The sequence below is a fragment of the Alteromonas sp. G4i13 genome (assembly GCF_054960505.1).
Genome location: NZ_JBHNYX010000013.1, coordinates 71,746 through 89,936, shown reverse-complemented (window position 1 = coordinate 89,936; position 18,191 = coordinate 71,746). Strand labels below are relative to the sequence as shown.

The window sequence follows — 18,191 nt, the reverse complement described above, 5'->3', positions numbered from 1 at the left end:
TAGACGATTACTGCTCAAGTAAACTACTCAGCTTATGTCCACCTCTCTTCCAAAATGCACGAATAGCAGCTTCCAATATATGGATATTGTTCTGATCTTGGTACGAAAAGCCCTCCGTAAGCTTTTTATCTCCCTTTTTGCCGATACAAAACGAACCGCCGCCATTCCAAATGACTAATTCATTCCATGTACAAAAAATTTTCTCGTCACTACCGAAGAATTTTCGTCTTATTAACTCAACACCCTCATCACAAATAGTGGCGGAGCCAAATTTGAATTGTTTCCCATTCCCAAGGTCCTCAAGAAACTCTGTTAAAAGCCTTACCCCAACCGTTTTCCACAATCTATCGATGAAGTTCGTAAAGGTTGCTCCTTTTTTAAGCTCAAGAGAATAACCATCCGCATCTGTTCCCCAAAAAATTTTGTAGGTCGTTCCAGTGGGTATGCCATTGACAGAGTGTTTTGTTGCGCCCCATCTAACTCTGGTAATTTTTTCTAGAGGCCACTTCCTGCCCTTCCACTCAATACCATCAGGAGAAATCTTTAGTTTATCTTTGAAAATAGCCCCAACATCGGCTTCATAAGTAACTTCGCGTCTCCATTCCTCCTCTTGTTTTTTAGCCTGCTCAAGATACTGCTCTCTTTGATCCGCTATTTCTTGTAACGCCTCAGCATCTTCTGCACTTTTTTCAGCTATTCTCACTACTTCAGCAAACACTTCTTGCAGCATTTCTGTCAGCTTTCTGGATAACTCAAGCATCCCATATTCATTGAACATATAGATTGCAAGCGACCTAATATCATTCGCAATACGAGCACTCGCTTCATGCTCTCTTCCAAGGCTCATCGTCAATACTTGAATGGGCTGAGCAACGTTGTCCCAATTTCGGACAACGTTAATCAACTTATCTAACAAGCCAGACAGTTCTTGCTCAGAAACTTGACTATCCAGCTTCTCTTCAATCAAGCTAACTAATGTACTAATGTTTTGCCCTTCGGTTTCTAAGAAATCCTGAGCCTCTATTTCGTATGTATCTACAACATCTTCGACTAAAACGGGGCCATGAACCTGTCCACAATCAGTAGCTATATCAACAATGTCTGTGACTGCTTTTACAAGCTCTGGTGGTGAGAATTGATCTAACGCGGCTTTAATTGTTGTCCTGTAATAATTCCGTCTTTCTTGCAACTCGGCTTCTATCGAAGATAAATCGTTAATCTCTGGGAATCCTGATACGATCCGTTCTTCGTTCAGCATTGTTTGGAGTTGTTCGCATGAAATTTGATCAAATTGATTAGCTAACTCCAGAACCCACTTAACGATATCTTCTATGCTTTCTGGCCTATAACTCGAAAGAGCAGATGCAATAAAATTGGCTTTAGCTAAACAATGAATATTGTCAACTTCAAGAATGTTCTGCGGCGAAGTCCCTAAAATAGATATCAACTCAGATGCTCTGCTTGGACGAACACCACATATCCAAGCTAATTCAGCTTTTAGACGTTTCCGAGGATTTGTCAATTCTGCACGCGCTTCCATGCATATATCGGCATCATTGACTAAACTCATGTCATCAGCCAACTCTAATATTCTTTGGCGGTCGTCGCGAAGCGAAGCACCGAGAATTTGAAAAGGGTTGCTTAGCAAGTCCATTTTTACCTCTCCTTAATTTACAAATCCAATTGTTCGCTTATTTTTGTCTTCTTTGTTAGGTAGTAGTGAGAGAGCAGTTTGGATACAACTTTGGTCAATCACGTCTTTGTTATCTTTAACTGCAAGTCGTGACGCTTCCCTTATTACAAAGGTGCAATCGGAAAGTGCTCTTCCACAAAGTCTTTGAATAAGTTCATCCATATCAATTTCTTCAGAAATGGGAAGATCCTTCATCAACGTTTGCAACAAAGATGAGACTTCAAAAGAGCTTGGCATTCCAACTTCAATGATATGGTCGAATCTACCGCGACGCCGTATTGCTGGGTCAATGACATCAATCATATTTGTCATCGCAATGACCAAAACCCGTTTACTTATAGCTTCAGGTATTCTTCTAAGAAACTCTGCGACTTCCTCAATGTGATGTTGCCCGGCACTTCCGCCTTGCCCACGTTCAGATAGAAATGACTCCATCTCATCAATCACAACTATCGAGGGTGCGTTGTCGATTGCCCTGTCGAAAAGTTCGGAAATCTTTTTACCAGTTTCGTGAATGTAAGGGCTTCCTATGCTGCCAGAATCAATTTGAAAGCTCGGCCAACCTATATATTCCACAAGCTTTTCTACCGCAAAAGTCTTACCACACCCTGGGGGGCCATGAAGAATTACAGCAGAAGGGAACTCAATCCCCATCCTCTGATATTTCTCACTGTTTTGGATTATGTCTATGATATGTTCGTTGAAGAAATTCTCTAAATTTGCTCTGCCAGGAAGAACAAATTTATCTTCATCTACCCATTGGTCAATTGAGACATTCTCGCTAGTTGTTTTCAAACGACACTCTGGTTTATTTTCTTTAACAGGACTGTCATCCGATTTTGTTTTGGCTATTAATCCAGCATCAGGAGGCACTGGCAAGCCAATGATATTTAAAACTTCAAGCAGCTCACTTGCAGACAACCAGCCCTGAAGCTTGGTTAGCCTTCTAAAGGAGGTTGCGGAGATATTAACTCCTCCAGTCAACCATGTCCCAATGAGAACATCATCTGAATCCCCAGTTGGTTTGGAGAGTGGAAGAATTCGTGAATACTGTTCCACATATATCCCACCTTCCAAAGTACCATCAGGGTATACATCCCGAGTTGCTTTGAAAGCGTGAGCAAGGGCAAAGGCATCTTCCTTGCTCTCTGGCGAAGGAATATCTGGAAAAGGAGTTAACGAATATTTCTTTGGACTGCTCAAAACATAGAATTTTGAACCTTCATAGTCATGAGACCGGAATAAGCTACTCGATATCACTCCCGACGCAAACCACTTTTCTGCTTGCTCAACATTTGCAACCAATAAATTCATAGATTCCAACGTTGAATAAATCTGCCAGCATTTTGACGAGCAAAGTAACTTATTTACGGTTAATGATTCGGTGAGTTGAGTCCCATTTTCCAACCAAGCTTTCATTAGCATTAACCTCTAAGGATGTTTGCAACATCCAGCAGATCGCTCTCTGCCCCTCCGCCAATCTGAATCATTGAAAGTTCAGCAACGATTGCTCGCAAGTCATCGATGTTATCATTTTTAAGTAGATTTAATCCTGTCTGCGCAAGCTCTTGGAAACGAGCTTTGTCGGCAAACAGATGTGGCGAGTTAGTCATAGACTTGAATTTTTCAACTACAAACCAGTCTTGTCTCCAGAGAATGTCAAAGTTTTTACCTCTCAATTCATCGAGGTGGTGCTCGAAGTCCTGATCATTCCTTTCCAACGAGCGTTGGGCAGTTTTCGCCAAACTATCAAAAGAGGTTTGTTCTGAAGGCCTCGCTGATTCGCGGAGGTATTTATCAAAGAAGTCTATCGCGTGATTGAGATCGATCTGTCGAATCTCTTTCAAATGCTCCTTGCGCACTTGCGCTAAAATCTTTCTCGCCTCTAATACAGACTCCATGGCCTCTTGCGCATTTTCTGTATCAACTTCATCAGGATCAAGAGATGTTGCTTTCTGAGCCTTATCTTTTGCTTGTTGGAGTTTAGGATCATCTATAACTTCGAATAACTCATCTATCCGTGAAGTAGTTCTTTCACCTTCCTCAACAACCATGGCAGCGGAGGTGGTATAATCGAGCTGACCTTCTTGTCTAGAATAGAAGTTTTTACCTGAGTGAAAGACCCCACCAATACTTGGTACGGATACCTCAATGATGATGTTTCCAGAATCTAAGATTTCATAATCACATTCTAGATCAGCACCAGCAGGAATTACTCCATCGTCAAAATCTGATCCAGAAATTTTTAGAACTCCCACAGGGCGATTATCTGTAACAGGATCTTCGATATCGCCCTCCCAGATTTTTAGATTCAAGGAACCTGCGACCCCAGCTTTTAATGATTCAGCGGCCTTAAATACTTTCTTTCCTTTTTTTGGAAGTGAATCACCAGCTCGGACAAGGTAATCCAATACAGATTTTCCACCTAACTTCTCTAATACTTCAATTCCAATTGAATGTGATGCTGGAATAGCATCAACAGTCGCAGCAGTTTTAGTAATTACTATTTCGTCGTTTCCGAGAGGTACAGGTCCACCAGAACTATCTGTAACCGAAATTTTGAACGTGTTTTCGCCTTGCTTAGATAATGTGACACTTACAATGGCACCGTGCTGAAGCGCCATTTTCCCAGAAGTCCACCCCGTATCTACGCTATCAATTTGAAATTCAGCTCCAGGAAGGGCTTCCCCTTTAATCTGTAACGCAATTTTAGCTTTAGTATCCGGTGTGCGGCTGATGTAGTTGAAAGATAACTTCAAATCGCCCTGTGATGAAACTTGACCTCTGTTGCTTTTCCGGGCTCTGTTGTCCGATTTCCACTCAATTGATTCAGCAAATAGACTTGCCCCCTCTGCTACGGCGGTCATCGGGTTAACATCTGTTGTTCCGGGTATTCCTAGCTCAAATGCAACTTTGTCTCTCAACGGCTTGTAGTTTGTTGGCCCCCCAACAAACACCACTCTCTCCACATCATGAGCGGATAAACCCGCTTTACTAAGAGTTTCTCGCGCAGCAGTTACAGACTCTGTAACGCGCTCTTCAATAAGTTCATCTAGAGTCTGTCGAGTGATAGGAATATCGATGTAAATCTCTTCGCCAGATAGGTCTCTTGCTCTCGTCTCTGATTCAGACAAACTTATTACTGACTCCTCACGAGATGACAACTCAATCTTTGCTTTCTCTGTTGCCCAGTTCGCGAGGCGCATTAATGACTTAAAATCAGGGTTTACAGATAGGTCATCTGGTAAATTGAAATTTTCAAAAAGCCATGGCTTCACTACATTATCAAATAGTACGCGATCGAAGTCTCTTCCACCGCACATTGCAATGCCGCCATGAGCAAGAAGGTTAACTCTTCCTCCAATGCTCTCAGCGATCGCTATGTCTAGGGTTCCGCCGCCAAGATCGTATATAAGAAAGATGCCATCGGTATTTCTAGCTTTCATTACACTCATAACCGCAGCAACTGGCTCTTGCATAAGAGCAACGTTTCCAAGTCCAGCCATTTCAGCCGCATGCATTGTTGCGTCTTTTTGCATTTGGTTAAATGCAGCAGGAACCGTTATCACAGTCCCTGTGTTTGGGTCGTTTCTTATCTCTTCAGGTAAATACCCATACAAAACTTTCAAGACCTCTGCTGAACATTCCTCCGGCGTTTTGGTCTCGCCTATTGCCTTCAACTCGATTGGTGTACTGGTTCCCATTAGTCGCTTAAAAAGCAAAGCAGAATTATTTGGGCTATGGGGAGCAGAATCATAGGCGCGCTTGCCAACATATTTGTTCCCTCTTTTGTCAATATAGATTGCAGAGGGCGTTACATCATTTTGTTCAGGACTCTTCCAAACACGCGTACTTTCGCCATCATACGTGCAAATTGCGCTGTTTGTGGTTCCTAAATCAATACCAACAAAATTCTTCATGATTCAATCTTCCTTAACGTAACTGTACCTGTCTTTATAAGGCCTTGTTCACCCATAATGATTGGTTCAAGCATTTGCTCGACAACTAACACATCATCGGGCTCAAACTCTTCAATATTAAGTGGCGTTACGGCCATCCCTGGGTCGAATTGCTGCCCCTCAACATTAACTAGTTTTAAGCCAGACTCAGCTAAAGATTCTTCTATTTTTTTTATGAACCAGCGCATTTGACCAAGATAGCGGCCTTGTTCGCCAGCATCGACTTTATGTAGTAGGCGGTTAAAAACTTTACTAAAGCGCCATGACTCAATTGCCATAGATAGGAGTGTAGATTCAAGTTTAACGGAGGATTGGGTATTGGTTTGTGGCTCAGATTCCATTCAATATTTTCCTTCAATTTGAAAGTGAAAATAAACTTATAAAACAATAACATTAAATATATGATACGCAAATTCAATCATAGTGATTTTGCGATAACAAAATCAGTGGACCATCCCTGAACCTTTACCACTTATTCATTGTTACTGTCCTTTCAATAAGTAAAATACATAAGCCGCAGCTAATGAGCTACTTGCGGCAATAAACCAAGAAAGAAGGCTGGGCCAAATTCGTTTAACAAAACTTGGTTTTGACTCTGTAAGGTAGATTGACGTATTAGGGATATATTTTGCATGCATGTGCATTAAAATTCCCAACAAGGTAAAGGCGCATATAACGAATATTCCTCTACTCTTCCAATCTGATATTTCGGGTAAGCTGATAAGTAAAACCGCGAATAAAACGCTATTAATATTCAGCCCATGCTTTCTGTACGTTGTAACTAAGGCGTTTTGTTTTGGTTTTAAAAATTGATATACGGATTCCGCCTTACCCAATACCCAGGATTCATTGATACCAGAGACTCTTATCTCACTAAATCCATGAACACCAAGCTCGATAACGACGACCCTGTTGATGCCATAAGCTTCAGGCTCTTGTATAACCAGCTTTATGTATTGAAGATGCTCTATATCATCCAACTGGTTAAAGAAGTCATCTGCATATTTCGTTAACTCTACACCTCGGGAATGATAGGTAACTATGACTCGACCGGCTGTGAAGTCCTTAGAGATATAATTCACAAGCTGTAGAAGGTCTGACTTAAATAGCCTAACCGAACCAATCGGAACGGTTTTATTGTGTATTTGTTCGGGATTTTTTGTCTTGTCCACTTTTTCTATGTTGTGGGGATACATCTCGAATGTTCCGCCAGTGCCAATGGAAGATTCCCATGAACCGTGCAGCCTGCCTTCTTCGTCTAAACGGCCTTGAACAGTTACCGTCCCCTGCACAACTCCCTCAATATCTTGTTCAGGCTCACATGTCATTTCTATACTGTCTGAAACGGTACCTACACAAGTGTATAAGGAAACGCCGTATACAGAATCCATAATACGAAGGCGCCCCTTTATACTCGCATCTTTCTGGCTAATCTCTAGAAAAACATTCCCTGTATTTGTACCGTAAATACGGCCAGCCCATTTATCTGCTAGTTCATCCATTACTTTATTCCCTTTAGCGCCTTAACTCCAACTGTTCGACAGCACTTCTGCTTGCTGCAATACCAACTCAACGGCTTCAATCGCCTTATCTGGTGGGTGCTTGTATCGTTGTAATGTGCGGCGAACTAGGATTCTCAATTTTGCCCGCACGCTCTCTCTGACTTCAATCAACTGTTGTCGATGCGCTTAACTCATGCGTGATTTCAATGGCGATTTTCTTCAATGTGTCGTCGCCTAGCTCTCTTACAGCGCTTTCGTTGTTGGCTAGTGCCTCGTAGAACGCGACCTCATCAGGGTTTAGCCCTAATGATTCATCACGCGCCATTTCATCCTGAAACTGTTTCGCCATGACAATCAACTCTTCGATTACCTGTGCGGTTTCAATTCCTCAGTTATTGTATTTGCGCAATGTTTCCTTCAACCGGTCGCTGTACTTTTTCTCCTGCACCACATTGTTTTGCGTCTTGGCGCTAATGCCAGTTACAGTACCACTTCAGCCATATTACCTTTGCTTTCGAGCCATATTTTACGGTCGCCAGAACGCTTCTTAGCAAGCAGCATGTCCATCAGCTCCATCATTTCTTCAGCGTCTTCAATGGTCAGCTGAACAAGTCGACGGGTATTCGGATCCATGGTTGTTTCGCGAAGCTGTAGCGGGTTCATTTCACCCAAGCCTTTAAAGCGCTGTACGTTGACTTTACCGCGTTTCTTCTCAGCTTCAATTCGGTCAAGGATGCCCTGCTTCTCGCCTTCATCTAGCGCGTAGTACACCTCTTTGCCTACATCTATTCTAAATAGCGGCGGCATAGCAACATACACATGGCCTTGCTCTATCAAGGTTCTGAAGTGACGAACAAAGAGCGCACATAATAAGGTAGCAATGTGTAGCCCATCAGAGTCAGCATCGGCAAGAATACAAATTTTACCGTAGCGTAAACCAGACAGGTCGGTTGAATCTGGGTCGATACCCAGCGCAACTGAAATATCGTGAATTTCCTGTGATGCCAGCACTTGAGAAGAGTCGACTTCCCAGCTATTCAGGATTTTACCGCGCAGCGGCATAATTGCCTGAAACTCTCGGTCTCGCGCTTGCTTGGCCGAGCCACCCGCCGAGTCCCCCTCTACTAAAAACAGTTCAGAGTACGAAATATCTTGTGATGAGCAGTCGGTCAGTTTGCCTGGTAGTGCCGGCCCTTGAGTGACCTTTTTACGCGCAACCTTTTTGGTTTGACGAAGGCGGCGCTGTGCATTGTTGATACACATTTCAGCAAGCGCTTCAGCAATTTCAGTGTGTTGGTTTAACCAAAGGCTGAATGCGTCTTTCACTACACCTGATACAAACGCACTGGCCTGACGTGAAGACAGGCGCTCTTTAGTCTGCCCGGCAAACTGTGGGTCCTGCATCTTAGTCGACAGGATATAAGCACAGCGGTCCCAAATATCATCAGGCGATAACTTAACGCCACGGGGCATTAAGTTTCTAAATTCGCAGAATTCGCGCATTGACTCCAGTAAGCCTTGGCGCAACCCATTGACGTGTGTACCGCCTTGCGCTGTAGGAATAAGGTTAACGTAGCTTTCCGTTACCAAATCTCCACCTTCAGGCAACCACATTACAGCCCAATCGGCGGCTTCTGTATTGCCGCTGAATGTACCCACAAACGGCGTGTCAGACGGTAAGGTTTCAAACTCTTCTACCGCTTGGTAGAGGTAGTCTTTAAGGCCATCTTCGTAATACCACTCTTGGCTTTCTTTGGTAATCTTGTTGTCGAAACGAATGCGCAGACCCGGGCTTAACACCGCTTTAGCGCGCAAGTTGTGCACAAGTCGGCTGGCTGAGAATTTTGCCGAGTCGAAATATTGCGGGTCAGGCCAGAAGTGAACACGGGTTCCTGTATTGCGTTTACCGCAGGTATCGATAACCTGTAAGTCTTCGACTTTGTCGCCGTTTTCAAAGGCGATTTGATATACGTTACTGTCTCGTCGAATAGTCACTTCTACGCGGGTTGAAAGCGCGTTAACTACCGAGATCCCTACCCCGTGAAGACCACCAGAAAAGGCATAGTTTTTGTTTGAAAACTTACCACCTGCGTGAAGTTTACATAGAATAAGCTCTACGCCTGATATTCCCTCTTCAGGGTGAATATCTACCGGCATACCACGACCATCGTCGATAACTTCTAACGATTGGTCTTCATGCAAAATAACTTTGATATTAGAGGCATGCCCAGCAAGCGCTTCATCCACACTGTTATCGATGACTTCCTGACCCAAATGATTCGGGCGGGTAGTGTCGGTATACATACCAGGGCGGCGTTTTACGGGGTCGAGGCCGTTTAAAACCTCGATAGCATCTGAATTGTATTGATTTGACATAGTTATGGTTGTTATTTAAGCCAGCGACAAAGAAAGAGATACGCAGCACTAAGGTTAGCTATATAGTATAGCGCCGCACAGCAATATGTTTGATGTTAGCAGGGCTAGTAAAGACTGGCAATGCGCTTATTTCAGCAAAAACTCGGCAATAGCAGGCAAGTGATTTTCGTAGCCTACAAAGCTGTGATCGCCACCCTCTTCAATAACCAGGTGACTTTGCGCGTACTTTTCTTCAGCCAAACGGTAATCCAACGTTTCATCTTCTGTCTGAAGCAACACTTTGTAACTGTTTGGTTCTTTGATTGACGCTGCCTCTAACGCTTGAATTACCCCTATATCGCTTTCAACTATTTCAAACTTTTCCTTGCTGTAAGGATTTTCATGAGTGCCGATTAAGCCTTGCAACAGCTCGTAGGGGCGAACTGCAGGGTTAATTAACACCGCTTTGCCTCCAAATTTTTCAAGCAAAAACGTAGAGAGATAGCCCCCCATTGAACTACCTATAAGCTTCAGCCCGTTTTCAAGCAGAGCTGGAGTGTTCTCAATAAGTGAAATTAGCTGGCCTTCTACTTTACTGGGGAAATTAGACAGCTCTGGAATATGTAGGGTAACGTTTGCGTGATGCTGCTCAAAATACGCTTTTGTGGCTTGCGCCTTAATGGATTTCGGCGAACTTAAAAAGCCGTGAAGATATAAAATGTGCTGCATGTTTTTCTCTATTCTGTGTTCTCTGTTTCTATATTTAATATGGACTCGATGAGAGTTCAAAACTGTTCTTAACGCCAAATACTTCCAAAACAGCCACGCTTAAGCAAAGAGCGCGAAAGCTAAACCCGAACAACCTTAACGCCCACCGAGCCACCATCCATTAAGCTCATCACCTGATACCCTGGCGCTTCATTGCTAACACCGAATTCGGGACGCATTTCCCATTGCCAACAGGTAGATGGGCTTGCGTAAGAAAGCGTTTTGTTCACTCCTATTTGCTGGCGCAATGGCGAATGCACATGGCCGTGAATGACAGCTTTCACTTGTGGATGTTCGTCTATTAACGCGGCTATCTGTTGCCCGTTAGCTAACGAGTGCTTATCCATCCAACTGTTTGAAGGCAATATGTGGTGATGAAGTGCAACGAGATGATTGGCCTGTGGTGACCTAATTAGCGCTTGTTCTAGCGCCTGTATATCGCTTTCTTTTACTTCCCCGGCTGCCGTTTGCTTATTGGTTATAGCGCGGGTATCCAGGCCGTGTATTTGCCAATTGGGAAAGCTTATCGGGTCATTGCTCTTTAAATAACGGCTGCTAAGATATTTTTCAAAGTACGGATTATTATCGTGGTTACCCGCCAGCACAAACCATTCTATATTTGCTGGCTCAATATATTGCTCCATCAATGCGATAAAATGCTCGTAGCTCTCAGGTGAATTATCGCCACTAATATCCCCAGTCACTAGCACAATTACTTGGTGCTTTGCTCTCTGTTCTGGCTCGCTGGCAGCTTTTTGAGCAACGTAATTTTTAATATCAACGCTATCAACAACATATTCCCGAACGCTACTGAGCACGCGTGCTAGCGATTTATAGGGCGCTATACCCGCATATCCCGTTTTATTTTTATCTTTCAGTAAGTGGCAATCACTGAGTTGTATAAGTGTAATCACGCTTCAGAGGTAACATTTGAGGAGTGTTGCAAACAGAAGTTTAGCCACTCAGCTAAAAAGATGTTCACCATATGCTTTTCGTTGCGCTGGCGCATCTTTAAGTTCGGATACTCGTAAGAGGGTTCGAGCGCTCCCGTATTTTGGCTATTGATAACCTCCGCCATGCGAGCGTCGTGATATAGGCGCACCGTCATACTAGGCGTTAAGTAAGACGGCATGTCTTTAGTGGTTTGCTTAATACTTAATGTACTGGTGTAGCGAGCAGACTCCACAATGCGTATTTCATAAGACAGGCCCACTCCTACCGAAAATTCATAGCTCAAATCTTCCGTATCGCAATCAGGCAAAATTCTTAGAACATGGGAGTAGTTCAGTTCGCAAAGCGCCTGCATGGAAGGAAGATGAGGTACATATTTTCGTTGGTTGCGTTGAGTCACGATGTCTGCCACTGCTCCAGAAGTTGTGTTTTGTGCATAAAGAACCATTGTAGCGCAATTACCGCTGCGGCGTTGTCAATATGGCCATTCTCCAACCATTCAAGGGCTGTGTTCTCTTTAATGCGATGCACTTTAATATCTTCAGACTCACTTTCCAGGCCGTGCACACCATGCGCTTGGCTAGCGTCGGTCTTTGCAATAAAAATATGTAATCTTTCTGTGGTCCCGCCCGGACTAGACAAATAGCTCAATGCTTTCGTTAATTTATCTAACGTGATACCCGCCTCTTCCATAGACTCTCTATGGCATACCGCTTCAGGTGTTTCACCTTCATCAATCATGCCAGCAATAATTTCTATCAACCAAGGGCTTGAAGATGTGGCTAATGCCCCAATTCTTACTTGCTCGATTAGCACAAACTCTTGAAGAACTGGATCGTAAGGCAAAACGCCTACTGCATGACCGCGTTCAAATATTTCTCGCGTGACGGTATCACTCCACTCTCCATTAAAACACTTGTGCTTAAATTGATACTGATTCATGGTAAAGAAACCACGATACACTGGCTTAATGTCAGTGATTTCGACGTCATTTGAGGTAAATGAAAGGAATTCCTTGCTCATTTGCTGACACTTATGGTTCAAATAGATTTATCATACATAGTACATTTACACACCAACCATGTATATGCGTTAAAAATGCATAACGGGGTGTGAGCGAATAACAGAAAATCATATTACAAGTCGTCTATTACTATAATAATTGCGTGGGTAGATCACATATTCTGTTACAGTTAATCAAATACTGTTACGAGTTTGGACTTTCGGTTTGTGGTTGAATTTTCATACACTTGGTTTTATTAAGTCGTCCCTTAGAGCGAATGACGACGCAACTTGAACACAACAGGAAGACGTAAGCATGAAACGAACACTTCTGTCGCTGGTTATCGGAGTTTCGATGACAACGGGTGCGCTGGCCGATGACCTTATGCAGGTATATCAACAAGCACTGGCGAACGACCCATTGGTAAACCAAGCGAAAGCGCAACGTGATGCAGCGTTTGAAGGGATTAGTATTAGCCGCGCAAACCTTCTACCACAGATATCTGGCTCGGTAGGCTATACAACTTCTACAGCTGAACGTGCACAAACGTTAGGTGCTAATGCTGATGACCTTCAAATTGTGGTATTTGAAACAGACGTAGACACTATCGATTATGGTTTGCAGGTACAAATGTCACTTTACGACCACGCAAACTGGCTAGGGCTGGATCGCGCTGAAAAAGTGGCCGAGCAAAGCGACGCCCAGCTTGCCGCTAGCATGCAAGACGTTATTGTGCGTACGGTTACTGCTTATTTTGACGTACTACGTGCACGTGACAATGTTGAATTTGTGGGCGCTGAAAAACGTGCCATTGAGCGCCAGTTAGAACAAACTCGCCAGCGTTTTGAAGTGGGTTTAACGGCTATTACTGACGTACACGAAGCTCAGGCCAATTACGACAGCACGGTGGCGCAGGAAATCCAAGCAAAGAACCAGCTTGAATTTGCTCTTGAAGCGCTTCGCGTAATTACAGGTAAATATCACGATCGTTTGTTTGGGCTAAACACAGAGAATTTTGCCGCAACTATGCCTGTGCCAGCGGCTGTCGATGAGTGGCTAGAAACTGCGCAGGATAAAAACTTAGCACTTCTGGTTGACAGACTTGCTATGGATATCGCGAAAGAAGATATTTCAATTGCGCGCTCGGGTCACTTACCTACCCTTGGTTTAACAGCTAACGCATCGCGAAGCAAAGACGATATTTCAAACCCGTTCTTACAGTTTGAAACACCTTATCTTGATAGTCAGTCAGTTGCGGTTCAATTGAATGTGCCTATCTATCAAGGCTCTCGCGTTTCATCGCAAACCGACCAAGCTAAGTTTAACTATGTTGCAGCAAGCCAAGCAGCTGAACAGACTTATCGTCAAACTGTGCAGTCTATTCGCAGCTCGTTTAACAATGTAAAAGCGTCAATCTCAACGATTCGTGCTTTAGAGCAGTCAGTGGTCTCAGCAGACAGCGCCCTTAAAGCAACAGAAGCAGGTTTTGATGTAGGTACACGTACCATTGTTGACGTGCTAGACAGCACACGTAACCTGTTCGATGCACGTCGTAACCTTGCGGGCGCACGCTATGACTTTATTCAGTCAGTGGTTACGCTTAAGCAAGCGGCAGGTACATTGACAGGTGAAGATGTGGCTATGATCAACCGTGGTCTTAAGCCAGCAGAAACCAACACCAATGATTAGCATTGGATAGTTGAGCGTTTAGTACATGCTCAATAGTGAAAGAAAGGGTAGCCAGTGCTGCCCTTTTTTATGCCTGAGATAATATGACACCTGAAGAAATGCGATGCTGAGTCGCGAAAAAGGGCTATGTTAATGATGATTAAGTTGGCGATGTAGGTGTATATTTCTTAAGTGCGCTTAGCAGTTGGCGATATTCCATACGCAAGGCTTCTGCATTTTGCTTTGTGGGCGCGAAGTTAGACAAGCGTTCCGCTACACGATGCAATTTCTCTTGCAACAACCGTAATTCATCATCCATGATTATGCCCTTTATTTTTAAGCCTGTGTATTCGGCTTGATAAACGTTTAGGTAACGTGCGACGAGACAGGTTTAAAACGCCCGTTGTGCCCCTACATTTGTATGCAATAAGTGCGCGTACGCTGCACTTCTGATTATTTAGTATACAGCCAATGGCGCTTACCACAAGCCCTTTGGCTATTCGGTTTTTCTTTGAGTGATAAATAGAAATGCAAGCCTCTGAACTTCAAAATAAATTTGAGCGCATTCGAGCCAATAAATGGTTCGAAGCCTTTGTAATAAGCGTTATTGTTATTTCAGCGCTACTCGTAGGTGCCAAGACCTATGAACTGCCAGCTGGCATGTCGTCAGTAACACTATTTTTAGATTGGTTTATCAGTGCCTTCTTTCTAACAGAAATCACCATTCGTTTTTTGGCTGAAAAACGTAAACGCTACTTTTTCAAGAGCTTTTGGAACTGGTTTGACACACTGATTGTGGTTATTAGTCTCATTCCGGCAGACGATACCGAACTGGCACTTATCGCCCGTTTGGTGCGTGTGTTCCGCGTATTGCGTATGATTTCGATCATTCCCGAGCTCAGGATCTTATTAGTTTCTTTGGTTAAAGCACTGCCCCAATTAGCATATGTCATGCTGTTGATGTTTATCATTTTCTACATTTACGCAGCTATAGGCAGTACTTTATTCGAAACCATCAATCCCGTGCTGTGGGGCGATATCACTATCTCGATGCTAACGCTCTTTAGAATTATGACATTCGAAGATTGGACCGATGTAATGTACGAGACTCAGGAGGTTTACTCGCTAAGCTGGATTTTCTACCTTACCTTTATTTTCTTTACAGCGTTCGCGTTCTTGAACATGGTGATTGGGATCGTGGTGAACGTGATGGAAAGAGAAAACGAAAAAGCACGAGCAGAAAAAGAAGCCGCCTTACTTGAAGAGCAAATTGCCCAAGGGAACGTAGAGCCAACCCTTCAAGATGTAATGAAAGAACTACGAGAGCTGAAGGCACAGCTTGCCGCTAATAATCAAAATAGCACGGTAAACAAAACCAGCTAAGTGCGTTCTGTCCGAATAGCGCAATTGAAAAAGGCCACAGTGATGTGGCCTTTTTAGTTTCTCAAAAATGGTGATGCCTAGATTTAGGCTAAAGCAAGATACGCCCGGGCGAGTCTAAAGCCCGTATTGCTGCTTAAGTGACTCCGCTCTTTGCTTGGCTGCCTCTGACTTAAACTCTCGGCTTGCCAGCTTGCGCGAGGCGAGCGCCTTTTTATCGAGTTCAAGTAATACACTCACATAATTTAAATATACGTCGTCGTTCGCAATAGGACGTGCAGCGACTTCCTCGTACAGTTTAAGCGCTGCGGCTTTGTCGCCTTTAGCAATGTATATTTGCGCTAGCGTGTCCGCGGCGTCTGCGTTCTCACGCTGCAGTGATACGGCCTTTTTAGCGAGCTCTTCTGCTCGGGTAAGTTTTTTATCTTCCAGCGCCAAAAACGCCAGGTTATTTAATACGACAAAATTATCTGGCGTTTTAGCTAGCACCTGTTCATAAGTTTTAATGGCTGCTGCTCGGTCTTTGCCAATTTGACGCTCGGCTAACAGCATTGCACTTGGGATGTCGTTGCTGTGCGCCTGAACGTGTTTTTCAAGAAACGTAAATGCCTGAGCTTTTTTACCCGACATCTCAAGCGCCGCTATCAACAACAAAGCGTTATCTGAGTTAGGCGTAGCGTCATAGGCGGCTTTGGCGTGCTCTACAGCTTGCTCAGGCGCTTTATCGATAAGATGCAAGCGCGCTATTACGCCTCTAACGAAAGGCAGAGCCTTAACATCATCGGCCGTGCTATTAATGATTTCCCATGCAGGTTTAGCCTGCCCAAGTCGACTGTGAAAGTAAGCTTTCAATAAGGTTAACTGTGCATCTGGACGTTTAGCCAACACCTTATTGGTTAACGTCAGCCCCTGATCAAATTGCTTTTGAGAGTCGACAATCAACAACTTACCCAATACCGCATTTTTATCTTGCGGGTAAAACGATAGCCAACGATCAAAAAACGCTGTCGCGTCTTCTACGTTGTTGGTGGCAATAAGCGCTTGACCCTTTAAGTTCCAAAACGCTTGTGGCGACGCTTCATTACCTTCTACATCTGACAAAAGCGAAACCGTTTTATCAAGCTGACTGTTCAACGAGTACATTCTTGCAAGAAGAAGTCTTAAATTCAGATTTGTTTTATTGGTGTTGAACTGTGTTTGAGTATGCTTGATAACGTCCTCTGCGTTCCCCTTTTCCTTTGCGAGGGCAAACCATAGCGCTAGCGCCTGTACATCGGCGGGGTTCTTATCAATAAAGGCGCGAACAAAGGAAATCGCGTTATCGTTTTTACCTTCGGCTACCAGTAATTTAGCGCGAGAGTAAAACACCTCATTCTTTGCACCTTCTAGCTCACTGGCTTTATCTAGATATTGGGCGGCCTCTTGGTAGGCTCCCTCTGCCGTCGCAATATTCCCTAGGTAAATAAGCGGAGCTGCAGTTTCAGGTGACTGTTCATGCCACTCTTTCGCCGCGCTTTTTGCTTTTTCCAGCTGATTCGTCGCTATGTAGGCACGCAGTAAGGTTGCTTGTGAGGTGACGGACTCAGGTGCTTGTTCAACCGCTTGTTCGAGGTTTACTAAACCATCGATGTCATTTAATGAAAGCTGTAAAACCCCTAAACGCGATAAGTCTTCGGCTGTAGTGCTAACCCCTTCTGATTTTTCTACCATTTGCTGAGCACCAATGACGTTGCCTTCTCTTAGCAACTGATAGCTGGCTTTCGAAAACAGGGCCGCATCAACACCCTGCTCACCTTCGACTCTTGCTAACACTTCAAGCGCCTCATCGTTTTCACCTAGTTGAAGCATGCTGTCGGCTAGCATTCGAAGGCCAGGGTGATTATCAGGCAAGCTAGACGCCACCATAGTTAAGTGGCGCTGGGCCGCCTCGAAGTCTTGAATTTGATACGCACTAAAACCCGCAACCAAACGCACAACCTGATCGCTCCTACCGTTTTGAACGGCAATTTCCAAGTGTTCAAGGGCTTTCGCGTAATTTTCGTTGGCTGACTCAATAATGCCTTTAAAAGTATTTAGCAGCGGATGGTTTTCGTTCAGCACCAACAAGTCATCGACAATAGGCTGAGCGTTATCAAGATCTCTTATCTCAATAAGAAGCGCGGCATACGCAAATTTACTGGTAACGTCATCAGGAAACTGGCTAACATAAACGCCATATACTTCTGCAGCTTTTTCTGGTTCGCCATTTTGCAGATAAATTTTGGCAAGCTGTTGTAGCACGTCTTTATTGGTGGGGGCTTGTTCTCGCAGCTTCTCGGTGGCGGCTAGCGCTCCATCCATGTCGTTGTCTAAAACAAAGGCATAACTGTCAATAAGGCCTTTGTAGACTGAGCTCGTATCTAGGGTTGATAAATCAGCCAGTAGCGTTTGAGCTTCTTCGTTTTTACCTAGCTGCATTAAAGCCTGTAGCTTATAAAAACCCACCTCGGCTGATTCAACTGCTGACATCCCTTCTGCGCGATAATCTACTTCGGCCAGCGCATTTTCTGCCCCTGACTGTTGGTAAGCGACCGACAATAAAGGAATGACTTGGCTAACAGGATGCCCAAGTTCCATTGCCTTGTTGAGTTCTTTTTCAGCAGCTGAAAAATTACTTTGCTGCAAGTACAGCTTGCCAAGTTCGAAGCGCGGTGCTGCGGCATCGGGCGCTTTTTGAATGGCATTTTTATATTCAACAATGGCGGCGTCGATTTGTTGAGAAGAGGCGTAGTTCCTTGCATCTGCCAAATGGCTTTCCATTGTTTTTTCACTACATCCAGATAAAAGCGCGCTGGTCAGCATTACCGCTAACGTTGTGCGTTTAAGTAATGTATTGGGTTTCATTTTTGTCATTGTAATTCCTTGCCCTACCT

At 44.0% G+C, this 18,191-nt stretch carries 16 protein-coding genes; 2 read left to right on the top strand and 14 right to left on the bottom strand.

Annotated features, from left to right (window positions below):
- Nucleotides 1-7 precede the first annotated feature (7 nt).
- The 12 genes from ACFI6J_RS08565 to nudF form a co-directional block, all read right to left on the bottom strand.
- Entirely contained in the window at nt 8-1,654 is a 1,647-nt protein-coding gene (locus tag ACFI6J_RS08565) for a hypothetical protein (protein WP_061439478.1), read from the bottom strand.
- Nucleotides 1,655-1,666: 12 nt separating this feature from the next.
- Nucleotides 1,667-3,112: an ATP-binding protein gene (locus ACFI6J_RS08560; RefSeq protein WP_231506401.1), complete on the bottom strand. Its 1,446-nt coding sequence runs from the start codon at nt 3,110-3,112 to the stop codon at nt 1,667-1,669.
- Between the two features lie 5 nt (nt 3,113-3,117).
- Entirely contained in the window at nt 3,118-5,613 is a 2,496-nt protein-coding gene (locus tag ACFI6J_RS08555) for an Hsp70 family protein (protein ID WP_061439474.1), read from the bottom strand.
- The gene (locus tag ACFI6J_RS08550) at nt 5,610-5,993 is read right to left on the bottom strand and encodes a hypothetical protein (RefSeq protein ID WP_061439473.1); all 384 of its coding nucleotides are present in this window, start codon (nt 5,991-5,993) and stop codon (nt 5,610-5,612) included. Before ACFI6J_RS08550 ends, ACFI6J_RS08555 begins: the two co-directional genes overlap by 4 nt.
- 141 nt (nt 5,994-6,134) lie before the next feature.
- Nucleotides 6,135-7,154, bottom strand: a complete 1,020-nt coding sequence (locus ACFI6J_RS08545; protein ID WP_061439472.1) for a hypothetical protein — start codon at nt 7,152-7,154, stop codon at nt 6,135-6,137.
- Nucleotides 7,155-7,175: 21 nt separating this feature from the next.
- Entirely contained in the window at nt 7,176-7,304 is a 129-nt protein-coding gene (locus ACFI6J_RS08540) for a DUF3387 domain-containing protein (protein WP_264386956.1), read from the bottom strand.
- A 13-nt stretch (nt 7,305-7,317) separates the two neighbouring features.
- Nucleotides 7,318-7,503 (bottom strand): type I restriction enzyme endonuclease domain-containing protein, encoded by a 186-nt coding sequence (locus ACFI6J_RS08535; RefSeq protein ID WP_061439467.1) that lies wholly within the window; start codon nt 7,501-7,503, stop codon nt 7,318-7,320.
- A 131-nt stretch (nt 7,504-7,634) separates the two neighbouring features.
- Entirely contained in the window at nt 7,635-9,530 is a 1,896-nt protein-coding gene (gene parE, locus ACFI6J_RS08530) for a DNA topoisomerase IV subunit B (RefSeq protein WP_061439465.1), read from the bottom strand.
- A gap of 126 nt (nt 9,531-9,656) precedes the next feature.
- Nucleotides 9,657-10,238 carry a YqiA/YcfP family alpha/beta fold hydrolase gene (locus ACFI6J_RS08525; RefSeq protein ID WP_061439462.1) on the bottom strand — a complete coding sequence of 194 codons (582 nt, stop codon included), beginning with the start codon at nt 10,236-10,238 and terminating at the stop codon, nt 9,657-9,659.
- 119 nt (nt 10,239-10,357) lie between these two features.
- Entirely contained in the window at nt 10,358-11,191 is an 834-nt protein-coding gene (locus ACFI6J_RS08520) for a metallophosphoesterase (protein WP_061439460.1), read from the bottom strand.
- The gene (locus tag ACFI6J_RS08515; RefSeq protein WP_014975631.1) at nt 11,188-11,628 is read right to left on the bottom strand and encodes a DUF1249 domain-containing protein; all 441 of its coding nucleotides are present in this window, start codon (nt 11,626-11,628) and stop codon (nt 11,188-11,190) included. The genes ACFI6J_RS08520 and ACFI6J_RS08515 overlap by 4 nt, the downstream gene beginning before the upstream one ends.
- On the bottom strand, nt 11,625-12,251 hold the full coding sequence (nudF, locus tag ACFI6J_RS08510) for an ADP-ribose diphosphatase (RefSeq protein WP_049587314.1): 627 nt from the start codon (nt 12,249-12,251) through the stop codon (nt 11,625-11,627). Before nudF ends, ACFI6J_RS08515 begins: the two co-directional genes overlap by 4 nt.
- Nucleotides 12,252-12,546: 295 nt before the next feature.
- Here nudF and tolC point away from each other — a divergent pair, with 295 nt between their 5' ends.
- A complete protein-coding gene (gene tolC, locus ACFI6J_RS08505) occupies nt 12,547-13,920 on the top strand; it encodes an outer membrane channel protein TolC (protein WP_049587315.1) in 1,374 nt (457 codons plus the stop codon).
- Nucleotides 13,921-14,059: 139 nt separating this feature from the next.
- Here tolC and ACFI6J_RS08500 read toward each other — a convergent pair whose 3' ends face one another.
- Complete coding sequence (locus ACFI6J_RS08500) at nt 14,060-14,218, bottom strand: hypothetical protein (RefSeq protein ID WP_014997260.1); 159 nt, start codon at nt 14,216-14,218, stop codon at nt 14,060-14,062.
- Nucleotides 14,219-14,427: 209 nt separating this feature from the next.
- Between ACFI6J_RS08500 and ACFI6J_RS08495 the strand changes: the two genes are divergently transcribed.
- Nucleotides 14,428-15,282 (top strand): ion transporter, encoded by an 855-nt coding sequence (locus ACFI6J_RS08495; protein ID WP_061439458.1) that lies wholly within the window; start codon nt 14,428-14,430, stop codon nt 15,280-15,282.
- 114 nt (nt 15,283-15,396) lie between these two features.
- On the opposite strand, the gene prsT is transcribed toward ACFI6J_RS08495, so the two are convergent.
- Entirely contained in the window at nt 15,397-18,171 is a 2,775-nt protein-coding gene (gene prsT, locus ACFI6J_RS08490; protein WP_061439441.1) for an XrtA/PEP-CTERM system TPR-repeat protein PrsT, read from the bottom strand.
- Nucleotides 18,172-18,191: the final 20 nt, after the last annotated feature.

Excerpts from the sequence above, each read along its gene's own strand:
- ACFI6J_RS08555 (WP_061439474.1), bottom strand. The coding sequence starts at position 5,613 with ATGAAGAATTTTGTTGGTATTGATTTAGGAACCACAAACAGCGCAATT.
- tolC (WP_049587315.1), top strand. The coding sequence starts at position 12,547 with ATGAAACGAACACTTCTGTCGCTGGTTATCGGAGTTTCGATGACAACG.
- ACFI6J_RS08545 (WP_061439472.1), bottom strand. The coding sequence starts at position 7,154 with ATGGATGAACTAGCAGATAAATGGGCTGGCCGTATTTACGGTACAAAT.
- ACFI6J_RS08535 (WP_061439467.1), bottom strand. The coding sequence starts at position 7,503 with ATGGCGAAACAGTTTCAGGATGAAATGGCGCGTGATGAATCATTAGGG.
- prsT (WP_061439441.1), bottom strand. The coding sequence starts at position 18,171 with ATGACAAAAATGAAACCCAATACATTACTTAAACGCACAACGTTAGCG.
- ACFI6J_RS08500 (WP_014997260.1), bottom strand. The coding sequence starts at position 14,218 with ATGGATGATGAATTACGGTTGTTGCAAGAGAAATTGCATCGTGTAGCG.
- parE (WP_061439465.1), bottom strand. The coding sequence starts at position 9,530 with ATGTCAAATCAATACAATTCAGATGCTATCGAGGTTTTAAACGGCCTC.
- ACFI6J_RS08560 (WP_231506401.1), bottom strand. The coding sequence starts at position 3,112 with ATGAAAGCTTGGTTGGAAAATGGGACTCAACTCACCGAATCATTAACC.
- nudF (WP_049587314.1), bottom strand. The coding sequence starts at position 12,251 with ATGAGCAAGGAATTCCTTTCATTTACCTCAAATGACGTCGAAATCACT.
- ACFI6J_RS08565 (WP_061439478.1), bottom strand. The coding sequence starts at position 1,654 with ATGGACTTGCTAAGCAACCCTTTTCAAATTCTCGGTGCTTCGCTTCGC.
- ACFI6J_RS08525 (WP_061439462.1), bottom strand. The coding sequence starts at position 10,238 with ATGCAGCACATTTTATATCTTCACGGCTTTTTAAGTTCGCCGAAATCC.
- ACFI6J_RS08550 (WP_061439473.1), bottom strand. The coding sequence starts at position 5,993 with ATGGAATCTGAGCCACAAACCAATACCCAATCCTCCGTTAAACTTGAA.
- ACFI6J_RS08495 (WP_061439458.1), top strand. The coding sequence starts at position 14,428 with ATGCAAGCCTCTGAACTTCAAAATAAATTTGAGCGCATTCGAGCCAAT.